The following is a 13,015-nucleotide window of genomic DNA, read 5'->3' on the forward strand; positions in this document are numbered from 1 at the left end:
TCAATCGCAGTGATGAACGACCCGTCAACAGTGCCGTTGGCGGCTATGGGGGCGAAATCGCGTACAGTTCCGATGTCAGCGACGCACGCCAGACAGCACCATCTCGGCGAACACATCGCCGATCTGGGCCAGCGTGTTGCGGCCGCCGGGCACATACCAGCGGTGGATCCAGTTGTGCATGCCCAGGATGCCGAGCATGACGAGCCGGGTGTCGAGGTCGGCGCGGAACACCCCGGAGGCGACACCCTCCTCGATGATGGAGAGCAGCGTCTTGCCGTAGGCGTCGGCGTTGGCGACGATGCCCTCGGCCTCGGGGATGACCGCGATGTGCTGGCTCTCGCTGAACAACAGGAACAGCTCGGGATAGTTCTGCAGATCGTCGAGATAGGCACGCAACGCGCGACGCAGCTTCTCGTCGGCGGGCGCATCGGCGTCTCGCGCCTCGCGGCAGTGCGCGGTCATCTCGTGCGCGGGCTGGTCGATGAGGGCGACGAGCAGTTCCTCTTTGGTGCCGACGTAGTAGTACAGCGACGCGCGGTTGATGCCCACCTCGGTGGCGACGTCCTCGAGCCGGGCGCGGGCGAACCCCTCCCGCCGGAACACGACGGTGGCGCCTTCCAGGATCGTCCGCCAACGCTCGTTGGAGGCGCGGCGGTCGGCGGTGCGGCGTTCGGCCCGGCGTCGGGCGTTGTCGCTCTGGGGGCGTGCGGCTGGAATCGTCGGCCTCCTCACCTGCCGGGTCGTCGTGTCAACCTACGCCATCAGCGCTGCGAGCTGCAGCGGCGCACTAGGGACAGACCGTTCGTGAACGTGAACGTAGACGTTGACAATTTCGTGTCGGCGTCGTAGCGTCCGGGATGTTCAGCGTCGATCGAGTCGCGCCATGGCGGCGCGGAAGTCGTCGTGCTCCATGGCGGCGGCCTCGAGGGACAGCGACAACGGGAGGACGGCCCCGCATGCCATGGCGAGCAGACGGTTGACCGACGCCTTGGTGCCCTGCACGGCCTGCGGCGCCAGGCCGGCGAGCCGTCCGGCGGTGGCCATCGCCGACGGCACCACGTCGGCGGCCGGCAGGACCCGGGTGATCAGGCCGAAGCGTTCGGCCTCGGCGGCGGTGAGGATCTCGCCCGTCATGAGGAGGTGTTTGGCCCTGTTGATGCCCACGAGCAGCGGCCAGATGGCCGCCGCGCCGTTGCCGGCCGGCAGCGCCGCATGTACATGCAGATCGCCCAGCTTCGCGCCGTCGGCCATGTACGAGATGTCGGCCAGGGTGGCCAGCACCGCACCCAGGCCGATGGCGTGCCCGTTGACGGCGGCGATCAGCGGTTTCGACAGCCCGACGATGTCCTCGACGATGTGGCGGGCCTCCTCGATCGGGGTGCGGCCGGTGCGGGTGGCGTACGCGCGATCCGGGGATTCGTCGCCTCCGGTCGAGAACGACCGGCCGGCGCCGGTGAGGACCACCGCCCGTACCCGGCTGTCGTCCTGGGCGGCGGCGAATACCGTCGACAGCTCCGAATGCATCACGTCGTCAACGGCATTCGCGCGGTCGGGGCGGTTGAGCGTGAGCACGGCGACGCCGTCGGCGGAGACGGTGATCTCGATGGTGCGGTACATGGCGGGGTCGAGCACGGCGCCGTCCTCTCGGTGTGTGAACGTGAACGTCGATGTTGACTATAGGAGGATGCGGACATGCTGACATTCGGGACCTTCATCGCGCCCTACCACCCGGTGCGGGAGAGCCCGCTCACCACCTATGAGCGCGACCTCGAACTGATCGCCTGGTGCGACCGTTGGGGTTTCGACGAAGCCTGGGTGGGCGAGCATCACTCGGCAGCGTGGGAGAACATCGCCGACCCGGCGATGTTCCTGGCCGTCGCCGGACAGCGCACCAGCCGCATCCGGCTCGGCACCGGCGTGATCAGCCTGCCGTACCACCATCCGATGATGGTGGCCGACCGCATCGTGCAGCTGGACTACCTCACCGGCGGCCGCGCGATGCTCGGTGTCGGGCCGGGCGCGCTGATCTCCGACGCGACCATGATGGGCATCGACCCGGTCACCCAGCGGCCCCGGATGAACGAGGCCCTCGGCGTCATCACCCGGTTGCTCGCGGGGGAGACCGTCACCCACCACAGTGACTGGTTCACCCTGAACGAGGCTCGGCTGCAACTCCTTCCGGTCAACGGTGCGATGCCGGTGGCGGTCGCGTCGAGCACGTCGCCGTCGGGCATGGTCGCAGCCGGCACCCACGGCGTCGGCGTGCTGTCGCTGGGCGCCGGACTGATCGGCGGGCAGAAGGACCTGGCCGCGCACTGGGCGCTCGGGGAGAAGGCCGCTGCCGACAACGGCAGGGAGTTCCGCCGCGACGGCTGGCGCCTGGTCATCCGCGCGCACCTGGCCCCGACCCGCGAGCAGGCCGTCGCCGAGGTCCGGGAGGGCCGCGAGGCCGAGCGGATCGGATACTTCAAACGCGTGGCGGGGCTGAAGAACGATTACACGCTGGAGCAGGAGATCGAGGAGGACGCCGCGATTGTCGGCACCCCGGACGACATGATCGCCGCGCTGCACCGCCTGCAGCAGCTCACCGGCGGATTCGGCGGCTTCCTGGTGCTCGCCGGTGACTGGGCCGACCGGGAGGCGACCCTGCGCAGCTACGAACTCATGGGGCGCTACGTCATTCCGGAGTTCCGCGGCCATCTCGACCCGCTGCGCGCGAGCTACGACATGGTGGTGGCCAAGAAGCGCGACTACGGCGCCCCGGCGATGGCGGCGATCAAGAAGGCCTACGAGGACGCGGGCCAGCACATGCCCGACGACCTCAACCCGACCAATCTGCGCTGACGATCGGGTCCGGCCTCACCGGGCGCCGTGCACCATGGCGTCGAGCACCGCGTCGAGGTTGCCGACACCGCCGGTGAACGGGCTGCCCCGCAACAGCACCCGCGTTCCCGCGGGTGTCACGGCCACCAGCTCCGGTGCGCTGGACGCCAGCCGCATCCGCCGGGTGAACGTGACCTGGTCCAGCGGGGCGACGATCTCACCGCCGGCGTCGACGAAGACGCGGTAGCGCCGGTCGAACACCGCGGCCGGACGGCGCTCGCGCAACGGGGTGGACCGCGACCGGCGGTGCGCGCTCACGGCGCGCATCATGCCCGCGAACGAAGCGACGCCGACGGCCAGGAAGGCGGCGCCGATGGCCATCGACCGCGGCGCCGGCGTGCCGGTGAGTGCGGTCAGCAGGGTGACGAGGCCGAACATGCCGAACACCAGCGCGCCGATGATCAGCAGCAGGATGGCCACCTCCGACGGGGTGTGTCCGCGGTCGAACAGCAGTACCCGGTCGGCGTCCTCGGCCACGACGAACCGGCCGGTCTCCGCGACCACCAGCGGTTCGTTCACGGCCACAGCATCGCATCACCGGGCGCCGGCGCCAACGGTGGGAGCGCGGTATCTAGATCGCCATGGCGGCGCGCACGTCGGCCTCCGAGGCCGACCCACCCGTACCGCTGGAGGTGATACGGCCGGCCTCGAGGATGTAGTACCGCTGCGCGGATTCCAGCGCGAACCCGATGTGCTGTTCGACCAGCAGCACGCCGAGGTCCCCGCGCGCGGTGAGCGCGGTGATGGCGCCCTCGATCTCGGCGACCACCGACGGCTGGATACCCTCCGTCGGCTCGTCGAGGATCAGGCACCTCGGGCCGGTGATGAGCGCGCGCGCGATCGCGAGCTGCTGACGCTGACCACCGGAGAGCAGCCCGGCCCGCCGCGTGAGCAGTTCCTTGAGCGCGGGGAACAGGTCGAGCTGTTCGTCGATCAGCGCCTTGCCGTTCTTCCGACCGTCGGCCACCACCTGCAGGTTCTCCGCCGTGGTCAACTGCCCGAAGGATTGCTGCCCCTGCGGCACATAGGCCAGGCCCCGCGCCACGCGGGCGCTGGGCCGCAACCGGGTGATGTCCTCGCCGTCGAACAGCACCGTGCCCGCCGAGCACTTCAGCAGGCCCACCGCCGCGCGCAGCAGCGTAGTCTTACCGGCGCCGTTGTGCCCCATCACCGCCGCGACGCCGTCGACCGGGACCTCGATGCTGGCGCCGTGGATGACCTCCGAACGCCCGTACCCGGTACGGACGTCGATGAGCTGCAACATCTATGAACCCTCCTCGACCAGGTCTGCGGGGATGCCGTCCGCGCCGGCGGCCGCGGTGCCGAGGTAGACCTCCTGGACTCTCGGGTTGGCCTGCACCTCGGCGACCGTGCCCTCGGCGATCACCTGACCGCGCGCGAGCACCGTGACCGAGGTGGCGAACGCCCGCATGAAGTCCATGTCGTGTTCGACCACCACCACGGTGCGCTCACCGCCGATGCGGCGCAACAGGTTCCCGGTCTCCTCGCGTTCCTCGGTGCTCATCCCGGCGACCGGCTCGTCGAGCAGCAGCACGTCGGCGTTCTGCACCAGCAGCATGCCGATCTCGAGCCACTGCTTCTGCCCGTGGGCGAGCACGCCGGCGGGCTGCTCGGCCAGGTCGGTCAACCCGATGGTGTCGAGCGCCTCCTCGATGGCCGGCAGCACCCCGGAGCGGCGCCGCAGCAGCGTCCACGCCGATCGCTGTGCACCGGCGGCGATGTCGAGGTTCTGCAGCACCGTGAGCTGTTCGAAGACGCTGGCGGTCTGAAAGGTCCGGCCCACCCCGAGCCGGGCGATCTGGTGCACCTTTTTGCCGAGCAGTTCGACGCCGGACTTGTTGACCGACCCGGATGCGTTCACCAGGCCGGTGATCGCGTCGATCACCGTGGTCTTGCCGGCGCCGTTGGGCCCGATGAGGAACCGCAGATCTCCCTGGAACAACGTCAGGTCGACGTCGCTGACGGCTTTGAACCCGTCGAAATCGACGGTGAGCCCCCGCACCTGCAGGTACTGGGCGCCCATCCCCGCGTTGCCGCCGGCGATGGGTGCGCGGTCGGCGTCAATCATCGGGCGGCTCCCACCTTCTCGATGTCGGGGTCTGGGTCGGGTTCGGTGGTCGATTCCGGTTCGGCAGCGGGGGGTTTGCGGACGCGACGGCGTTTGAGCAGCACGGACACCCCGGCCAGCCCCGCGGGGAAGAACCCGACCACCACGATGAACAACAGACCCTGGGCGTAGATCCACTCCGACGGGAAGCGTTCGGAGAACAGCGTCTGCGCCCACGCGACCCCGATGGCGCCGAGCACCGGACCCAGCAGCGTGGTGCGGCCACCGATCGCGACGCCGATCAGGAACGCGATCGAGGGCAGGATGCCGACCTGCGACGGCGCCATGAACCCGACGATCGGTGTGAACAGCGCCCCGGCGATCGACGCGAACAGCGCGGCGACGGTGTAGGCGACGACTTTGATGTTGGCCGGATCGTAGCCCAGGAAGCGGACCCGCTCCTCGCCGTCGCGCACCGCGACCAGCAGTTCGCCGTAGCGGCTCTGCATGAGTTGGCGCACCACGGCGACCACACCCAGGAGCACGCCGGCGGCGATGAAGTACAGCATCTGCTTGTTGAGCGGGTCGTTGAGCGTGAAGCCGAAGAACGTGCGGAAGTTGGTGAGCCCGTTGCTGCCGCCGAGGCTCATCTGACCGACCAGCAGGATGGCCAGCGCCGCTGCGAGCGCCTGCGACAGGATCGCGAAATAGGCACCCTTGACGCGGCGCTTGAACACGCCGAAGCCCAGCACCGCCGCGATGCCGGTCGGGACCACCACGATCGCCAGCAGGGTGAAGGCGGGGGAGGCGAACGGCGCCCAGTAGGCGGGCAGCTCGCGGACCCCGGCGATCTGCATGAAATCGGGCACGTCGTCGCCGCGCAGCTGCGCATCGGCGATCTTGAGGTGCATGCCCATCATGTAGCCGCCGAGGCCGAAGAAGACGCCCTGACCCAGCACCAGCATTCCGCCCCGGCCCCAGGCCAGCCCGATCCCGACCGCGACGATCGCGAAGCACAGGAACTTGGCGAGCAGGCCGAGCCGGAAGTCCGACAGCACCGCCGGCGCGACCGCGAAGAGCAGCAGCGCGGCCACGCCGAACCCCATCCACGTCTGCCGGCGTCCCAGCAGGGTTCTCATACGAGACTCCTTGTCCGCACGGTGAACAGACCCTGCGGGCGGGCCTGCAGGAAGATCACGATGATCACGAACACGATCACCTTGGCCAGCGATGCGGTGGTGCTGTATTCGATGAACGAGTTGAGGAAGCCCAGCCCGAGCGCGGCGATGACCGTGCCCTTGATCTGGCCGAGCCCGCCGACGACCACCACCAGGAACGCATCGATCAGGAAGCTCTGCCCGGTGGTGGGGCTGGTCGACCCGATCAGTGTCAGGGCCACCCCGGCCACGGCGGCCAGGCCGGATCCGATGAAGAACGTCGTGATGTCGGTCTTGCGTGAGGAGATGCCGCTGGTCTCCGCGAGGTCGCGGTTCTGCACCACCGCCCGGATCCGCCGGCCCATCGGGCTGGTCTTGAGCACGGTGGCGAGCACGGCCACGCACGCGACGGCCAGCACGAGGATGAAGATGCGGGTCTTGGGCACCACGGCGCCGAAGACCTCCACCCCGCCCGAGAGCCACGACGGGGCAACGACGTTGACCGCCGGGGCGCCGAAGATGTCGCGGGCGATCTGCTGCAGGACGAGTCCGACACCGAAGGTGACCAGCAGCGTGTCCAGCGGGCGGTGATACATCCGCTGGATCAGCGTCACCTCGAGCAGGGCACCCATCGCGCCGCCGACGAGGAAGCCCACGGCCAGCGAGATCAACAGGGACGCACCGGCGCTCGACACGATCTGCTGGATCACATAGGCGGTGTAGCACCCGGTCATGATGAACTCGCCGTGGGCCATGTTGATGACCCCCATCTGACCGAAGGTCAGCGAGAGTCCGAGTGCGGCCAGCAACAGGATCGAGCCGAGGCTCAATCCCGTTGCCAGCTGCCCGATCAGGACATCCATGCGCTATCGGCTCAGCTCGAGAGACCGGCGGCCCACGGGTAGGACTTGAGGTACGGATCCGGCTCGATCGGTCCGGGGGACTCCCAGATGGTGTAGATCAGACCGTCGGGGCGGATCTCACCGATGCGGGCGGTCTTGGTGATGTGGTGGTTCTCCCCGTCGATGGTGACCAGGCCTTCCGGCGCGTCGAAGGTGACGCCGCCCGCGTTGTCCTGAATCGCGTTGACCTCGAACGACTTCGCCTTCTCGACCGTGTTCTTCCACAGGTAGACCGACACGTAGGCGGCTTCCATCGGATCCGAGGTGGGCTTGTTGGCGCCGTAGGCCTTCTTGTAGGCCGCGACGAACGCGTTGTTCACCGGGGTGTCGATGGTCTGGTAGTAGTTCCACGCGGTGAGCTGGCCGGTGATGTTCTGCACGCCGATGCCGCCGACCTCTTCCTCGGCGATCGACACCGAGACGACCGGCATGTCCTGCGCCGTCAGGCCGACGTTGCGGTACTCCCGGAAGAACGCCACGTTGGAATCGCCGTTGAGGGTGTTGAACACGGCGTCGGCGTCCGCGCTGCGCACCTTGTTGACGATGGTCGAGAAGTCCGTCGATCCCAGCGGCGTGTAATCCTCGCCCTTGATCTCGATGCCGTTGGCCTGGGCGTAGGCCTTGATGATCCGGTTCGCCGTCTGGGGGAACACGTAGTCGCTGCCCACGAGGTACAGCGACTTCACGCCGCGCTCCTTGAGGTAGTCCAGGGCGGGCACGATCTGCTGGTTGGTGGTGGCGCCGGTGTAGAAGATGTTCTTCGACGCCTCCAGGCCCTCGTACTGAACGGGGTAGTACAGCAGGGAGTTGGCGCTCTCGAACACGGGCAGCATCGCCTTGCGGCTCGACGACGTCCAGCCGCCGAACACCGCGGCGACGCAGTCACTGCTGATCAACTTCTCGGCCTTCTCCGCGAACACCGTCGGCTCCGACGCGCCGTCCTCGCCGATCAGCTGGATCTGCTTGCCCATCACGCCGCCGGCGCCGTTGATCTCGTCGACGGCGAGTTTGATCGCATCGCGGACGGTGACCTCGGAGATCGCCATCGTGCCCGACAGCGAGTTGAGCGAGCCCACCTTGATGGTGGGGCCGGACGTGTCCACGCAGGATTCGGCGTTTGCCGCCTCGGTGTCGCCGGCACGGGAGCCGCAGCCGGAGAGGACCAGGCCCGCGGTGAGCAGGACGCTGGTGGTGGCCAGGGCCGACTTCTTGAGCGCAAGGCGCCGAGGTGGTCGCATGAAGAGCCTTTCGTCATGTCGGCAGCGCGATCTCGCCGTAGCCCCCGGCCGTCGTCACCGCAGATGTGAAGGCACCCGGAGGGTGTCGTTTCGGGACGTTAGAGCGCCCGTGTTTCTCGGAAATGTCTGTATGTGACGAACTGATTAACCTGTTGCTGGCCCACGATTGGTTTGCCGTTCAGGTCGCCGTGCGGTCACGGCCGATCGGGCGGGTAACGCGCCGATGGCATCCGCCGATGGGAAGAACATGCGAGTGACGGACATGCGAACAGTGACGAGCAGGGCCGGAGCCGCGGCGATGCTGGTGGCCGTGGCGATGGCGGGCAGTCAGGCGGCGGCGACGGCGCAACCCGCGCCGCACAAGGTCACCTACACCATCACCACGACCAGCGACCTCACCGCGAACATCTACTACGTCAACGCCGACCCGCCGAGCCAGGCCGAGGCGAACTCGCCGGCCTACATGCCCGCGGCGCGGGTGATGGTGGGGCCGGCGGCGCCGTGGACCTTCGAGACCACGCTCAACGACCCGACCCAGTGGGCGTTCGTCAGCGCCAGCGGTGGTCTGCGGGTCAATCCCGAGTTCCGTTGCGAGATCGCCGTCGACGGCCAGGTCGTCATGTCGCAGCAGGGGGGCAGCGGGGTGCAGTGCTCATTGCGGCCCTGGTGACCCGGGCGGGCCGCAACGGGCGTACAGTCATAGGTGGACCGTTCGCGTAACGGCGCTCCCGAGGCCGAGATCAGTGCCTCCACTCAGGACTTCCAGTTAAGGAACTTCACACACATGCAGCATGACAATTTGTTCTCCCACCCCGCCGTGAGCGAGCCGGTGTCGCCGGCCCAGTCGTCCGCGCCGGTGCAGAACCCGGAATTCTCCGACGCACCCAAATCGGAACGTCGCTGATTTTTCCAACGCCGATTGACGGCAAAAAAGTGGGCCGGCATCAGATGCCGGCCCACTTCTTTCTCGAAGTCTGTTAGATGACAGTCACTGCGGTGGCCTGCGGCCCCTTCGCACCCTGACCGATCTGGAACTCGACTCGCTGATTCTCCTCGAGCGTGCGGAATCCGCCGCCCTGGATCTCGGAGTAGTGGACGAAGACGTCATCAGCGCCGCCGTCGGGAGCGATGAAGCCGAAGCCCTTCTCGCTGTTGAACCATTTCACGGTTCCCTGTGCCATATGTGTTTCTTTCCATTCATTCCTGCGAAATGCGAAAAGCATTCCGGGCTGAGGCTAGCACGCGGCCTCAATGATCGGAGAATCCGCGGAGCGCGGGCCCTTGACAGCCGCCTCGAACGTGAGTTCGAATGGAGGTATGCGGTGGCAGGGCCAGGGAGTCGAGGTGGACGACGGTGCGCTGCCCGGGTTGCAGCGCCTCGGCTTCGTCCGCAGTGTGCGCACCCCGCAGTTCGAGGGCATGACCTTCCACGAGGTGCTGTGCAAGTCCGCGCTCAACAAGGTGCCGAACGCGTCCATGCTGCCGTTCCAGTTCACCGTCAACGGGTATCGCGGCTGCTCGCATGCCTGCCGCTACTGCTTCGCCCGGCCCACCCACGAGTACCTGGACTTCGACGTGGGAACCGATTTCGACACCCAGGTGGTGGTCAAGACCAATGTGGTCGAGGTGCTGCGGCGGGAACTGCGCCGGCCGTCGTGGGGCCGGGACACCGTCGCGCTGGGCACCAACACCGATCCCTACCAGCGCGCCGAGGGCCGGTACGCGCTGATGCCGGGAATCGTTGCGGCCCTTGCCGAAGCGCACACCCCGTTCTCGATCCTCACCAAGGGCACCCTGCTGCGCCGGGATCTGCCGCTGATCGCCGATGCGGCGCAACGGGTTCCGGTCAGCGTTGCGATCTCGCTCGCGGTGGGGGATGCGGAGCTGCACCGGGACGTCGAGCCCGGCACCCCCACGCCGCAGGCACGGTTGGGGCTGATCGCCGCGATCCGTGACGCGGGGCTGGACTGCCACGTGATGGTGGCGCCGGTGCTGCCGCATCTGACCGATTCGGTCGAGCACCTCGACTGCCTGCTGGGGCAGATCGCCGAGGCGGGTGCCGGCAGTGCGACGGTGTTCGGTCTGCACCTGCGCGGCGCCACCCGGGGCTGGTTCATGCAGTGGTTGGCGCGGGCGCATCCGCAACTGGTGGGGCGGTATGAGGCGCTCTACCGGCGCAGCGCATACCTTCCGGCGGACTACCGCGACATGCTGCGCGCCCGGGCGGCGCCTCTGCTGGCCAAACACCGCCTGGTGGCTCAGCGGCGCACGACCCGTGCCGACGGACCCGCACCGGTGCCCGCGATGGTCGCGGCGGCACCGGCGCAGGCCACGCTGTTCTGACCCCGGCGCCTCAGCTGCTCTTGTTCTGCTTGACCTGGTTGAACGGCACGCCACGGTCGGCGGCGTATTCCCGCGGGAAGCCGAGCACCCGCTCGCCGATGACGTTGCGGGCCACCTCGGTGGTGCCGCCGCCCAGCGAGGCGGTCTGGCGCGACAGGAACCGGTCGCCGTAGCGGATCGACCCGTCGCCGGTGTCGACCACCCCGGCACTGCCGGATATCGCGATGGCCGTATCGATTTCGAGCTGGATGGTCTCCGCGTGCGAGATCCGGATGATCGATCCGGCCGCCGGGGGCAGGGACCCGTCCTGCACGCCGTGATAGACGTGGTCGATCAGGCATTCCTGCGCCGCCCGATGGACCAGGGCGCGGCCCGCCAACTGCTGGGCGTGCGGATCGTCGGTCAGGCCGACGGCGTCGAGCAGCGCGACGTAGTCGACAGGTTGATCGGTGTCGCCCTCCGGGCCCGAGCCGCTGGCGAATTCGGAGCCGCCGCCGACGGCCCGGCGTTCGTGGTAGAGCTGGCGTGAGGCCACCTCCCACCCCTTGTTGACCTCGCCGACCACCGCCGCGTCGTCGAGTTCCAGGTCGTCGAAGAACTCCTCGCAGAATTCGTTGCCGCCGTCGACCTGTTTGATGCGGCGCATCGTGATCCCCGGGGCGTTCAACGGCACCAGGAACATCGTCAGGCCCTCGTGTTTGGGCACGTCCCAGTCGGTGCGCGCCAGCAGCAGCCCGTAGTCCGCGGCGAACGCACTGGTGCTCCAGGTCTTGGCGCCGTTGATCACCCACTTGTCGCCGCGTCGGTCGGCCCGGGTGAGCACGCCGGCCAGGTCGGATCCGCCGCTGGGTTCGGACAGCAACTGGACCAGGACCTCGTCACCGCGGATCGCGCCGCCGATGTGTTGGCGCTTCTGCTCGTCGCTGCCCATGTCGAGGATGGTGGCCGCGCAGATCGTGAACGTCGGGGTGTTGAGGATGATCGGCAGCTCGTAGCCGCGGGACTCGTTGTCGAAGGCGCGCTGGTACTGGATGGGCAGCCCCAGCCCGCCGTACTCCCGCGGGAAGCAGATGCCCGCGAAGCCGCCCTCGTACAGCATGCGTTGCAGTTCGCGGGCACGCAGCCACGGCGCTTCCTCACCGCGGTCGGCGTCGGGCAGGTTGCGCTGATCGACGCGAGGCATGTTCTCCGCGAGCCAGCTTCGGGCCCGGGCGGCGAATTCGGCCACCGACTCGCCGTCTCCGGCGGAGGTTCGCGCACCGCGGGTCGATGTCTCCGTCATGCCGTTTCCAGCTCCTTGGTCAGCGCGTAGACGCGCACGTTGTGGTCCTCGGGGGTGCCGAACATCGAGCGGTACAGCGTGACCCGGCGCAGATACAGGTGCAGGTCGTGCTCCCACGTCACACCGATGCCGCCGTGCAGCTGGACACAGTGCTGGACCATGGCGGGGGCGTACTCGCCGACGTAGGACTTCGCGACGCCGACCGCGAACTCCGCGTCGTCGGTGCGCTCGGCCACCGCCGCGACGGCCGCCCGGGTGGTGGCCCGGCACCCCTCGAGCCAGATCTTCAGGTCGGCGAAGCGGTGCTTGAGCGCCTGGTAGGAGACCAGCGGCCGGCCGAATGAATGCCTGTCGAACGCCCACTGCACGGTCATGTCCATCACGGTGCCGAGGATCCCGACGGTCTCTGCGCACTGCAGAACCTGGGCGATCTGGCTCTGCCGTGCGATGAGTGCCGCGGTCTGCGACGGTGATCCGACGGCAGCGGACGCGTCGACCTCCACACCGTCGAACCGGACGTGGGCGTAGGTCTTGACCAGGTCGACCGACCGTTGCGCGGCGACGGTCACTCCGGCGGCGTCGGTCGGCACGACGAACTGCCGCAGGTCACCGTCACATGTCGCCGACACGAGCAGCGCGGCACTCTGTGCGCCGGCCTCCACCCGATCGGCGGCGCCGTCGAGCCGGAAACCCGAACCGGTCGGGGTGGCGGTCACGCCGGGCTCCAGCGGTGACCAGTGGTGGCCAGGCTGGTACACCGCCCAGGAGGCCACCGACTCGCCCGAGATCAGGGACTCGATGAGGCCGGCGTGGCGCTCGGGTTCGTCGGCGTCGACAAGCCCGGCCAGCACTGTGCTCACCGGATGCAGCGGGCCCGGGGCGACGGTGCGGCCGATCTGTTCGGCGATCAGTGCCAGGTCGGCGACGCCGTTGCCGGACACGCTGCCGCCGCCGAGTTCCTCGGGCACCAGTAGGCTCGCCCACCCCAGCTCGGCGGCGCGCTGCCACCAGGCCGGTTCGAACGAGGTTCCGGCCGCGTGCAGTTCGCGGACCTTCGCCAGCGATGCCTCCTTCTCGAGGAATGCCTGTGCGGTGGAGGCGAACAGCAGGCTCTCTGGGGAGGCGACCTCGGTCATGGGCGT

General features: G+C 68.5%; 14 protein-coding genes. 3 read left to right on the forward strand and 11 right to left on the reverse strand.

Annotated features, from left to right (window positions below):
* Nucleotides 1–75 precede the first annotated feature (75 nt).
* Nucleotides 76–732: a TetR/AcrR family transcriptional regulator gene (locus tag E4P42_RS09995; protein ID WP_135125703.1), complete on the reverse strand. Its 657-nt coding sequence runs from the start codon at nucleotides 730–732 to the stop codon at nucleotides 76–78.
* A 129-nt stretch (nucleotides 733–861) separates the two neighbouring features.
* Nucleotides 862–1,632, reverse strand: a complete 771-nt coding sequence (locus E4P42_RS10000) for an enoyl-CoA hydratase/isomerase family protein (protein ID WP_135125705.1) — start codon at nucleotides 1,630–1,632, stop codon at nucleotides 862–864.
* A gap of 60 nt (nucleotides 1,633–1,692) precedes the next feature.
* Between E4P42_RS10000 and E4P42_RS10005 the strand changes: the two genes are divergently transcribed.
* Nucleotides 1,693–2,844: an LLM class flavin-dependent oxidoreductase gene (locus E4P42_RS10005; RefSeq protein WP_135125707.1), complete on the forward strand. Its 1,152-nt coding sequence runs from the start codon at nucleotides 1,693–1,695 to the stop codon at nucleotides 2,842–2,844.
* A 15-nt stretch (nucleotides 2,845–2,859) separates the two neighbouring features.
* Here E4P42_RS10005 and E4P42_RS27385 read toward each other — a convergent pair whose 3' ends face one another.
* The 6 genes from E4P42_RS27385 to urtA are packed head-to-tail and all read right to left on the reverse strand — an operon-like array spanning nucleotide 2,860 to nucleotide 8,248.
* A complete protein-coding gene (locus tag E4P42_RS27385; RefSeq protein ID WP_245233965.1) occupies nucleotides 2,860–3,402 on the reverse strand; it encodes a hypothetical protein in 543 nt (180 codons plus the stop codon).
* Between the two features lie 52 nt (nucleotides 3,403–3,454).
* Nucleotides 3,455–4,147, reverse strand: a complete 693-nt coding sequence (gene urtE / locus E4P42_RS10015; protein ID WP_135125709.1) for an urea ABC transporter ATP-binding subunit UrtE — start codon at nucleotides 4,145–4,147, stop codon at nucleotides 3,455–3,457.
* Complete coding sequence (gene urtD, locus E4P42_RS10020; RefSeq protein ID WP_135125711.1) at nucleotides 4,148–4,972, reverse strand: urea ABC transporter ATP-binding protein UrtD; 825 nt, start codon at nucleotides 4,970–4,972, stop codon at nucleotides 4,148–4,150.
* Complete coding sequence (urtC, locus tag E4P42_RS10025) at nucleotides 4,969–6,090, reverse strand: urea ABC transporter permease subunit UrtC (protein ID WP_135125713.1); 1,122 nt, start codon at nucleotides 6,088–6,090, stop codon at nucleotides 4,969–4,971. The genes urtD and urtC overlap by 4 nt, the downstream gene beginning before the upstream one ends.
* On the reverse strand, nucleotides 6,087–6,971 hold the full coding sequence (gene urtB / locus E4P42_RS10030) for an urea ABC transporter permease subunit UrtB (RefSeq protein WP_135125715.1): 885 nt from the start codon (nucleotides 6,969–6,971) through the stop codon (nucleotides 6,087–6,089). Before urtB ends, urtC begins: the two co-directional genes overlap by 4 nt.
* A gap of 11 nt (nucleotides 6,972–6,982) precedes the next feature.
* Nucleotides 6,983–8,248, reverse strand: coding sequence for an urea ABC transporter substrate-binding protein (gene urtA, locus E4P42_RS10035; protein ID WP_135125717.1), 1,266 nt, complete (start codon nucleotides 8,246–8,248; stop codon nucleotides 6,983–6,985).
* Nucleotides 8,249–8,510: 262 nt separating this feature from the next.
* Between urtA and E4P42_RS10040 the strand changes: the two genes are divergently transcribed.
* A complete protein-coding gene (locus tag E4P42_RS10040; protein WP_135125719.1) occupies nucleotides 8,511–8,918 on the forward strand; it encodes a hypothetical protein in 408 nt (135 codons plus the stop codon).
* Between the two features lie 307 nt (nucleotides 8,919–9,225).
* Here the strand turns inward: E4P42_RS10040 and E4P42_RS10045 are convergent, their stop codons facing one another.
* Complete coding sequence (locus tag E4P42_RS10045) at nucleotides 9,226–9,429, reverse strand: cold-shock protein (RefSeq protein ID WP_135125721.1); 204 nt, start codon at nucleotides 9,427–9,429, stop codon at nucleotides 9,226–9,228.
* A 136-nt stretch (nucleotides 9,430–9,565) separates the two neighbouring features.
* On the opposite strand from E4P42_RS10045, the gene E4P42_RS10050 reads away from it, so the two are divergent.
* Nucleotides 9,566–10,591 (forward strand): Rv2578c family radical SAM protein, encoded by a 1,026-nt coding sequence (locus tag E4P42_RS10050; protein WP_135125723.1) that lies wholly within the window; start codon nucleotides 9,566–9,568, stop codon nucleotides 10,589–10,591.
* 10 nt (nucleotides 10,592–10,601) lie between these two features.
* Here E4P42_RS10050 and E4P42_RS10055 read toward each other — a convergent pair whose 3' ends face one another.
* Nucleotides 10,602–11,873 carry an acyl-CoA dehydrogenase family protein gene (locus E4P42_RS10055; RefSeq protein ID WP_135125725.1) on the reverse strand — a complete coding sequence of 424 codons (1,272 nt, stop codon included), beginning with the start codon at nucleotides 11,871–11,873 and terminating at the stop codon, nucleotides 10,602–10,604.
* Nucleotides 11,870–13,009, reverse strand: coding sequence for an acyl-CoA dehydrogenase family protein (locus E4P42_RS10060; protein ID WP_135125726.1), 1,140 nt, complete (start codon nucleotides 13,007–13,009; stop codon nucleotides 11,870–11,872). The genes E4P42_RS10055 and E4P42_RS10060 overlap by 4 nt, the downstream gene beginning before the upstream one ends.
* Nucleotides 13,010–13,015 lie beyond the last annotated feature (6 nt).

Origin of the sequence: Mycobacterium sp. PS03-16, assembly GCF_004570325.1 — a bacterium.
Taxonomy (GTDB): domain Bacteria; phylum Actinomycetota; class Actinomycetes; order Mycobacteriales; family Mycobacteriaceae; genus Mycobacterium.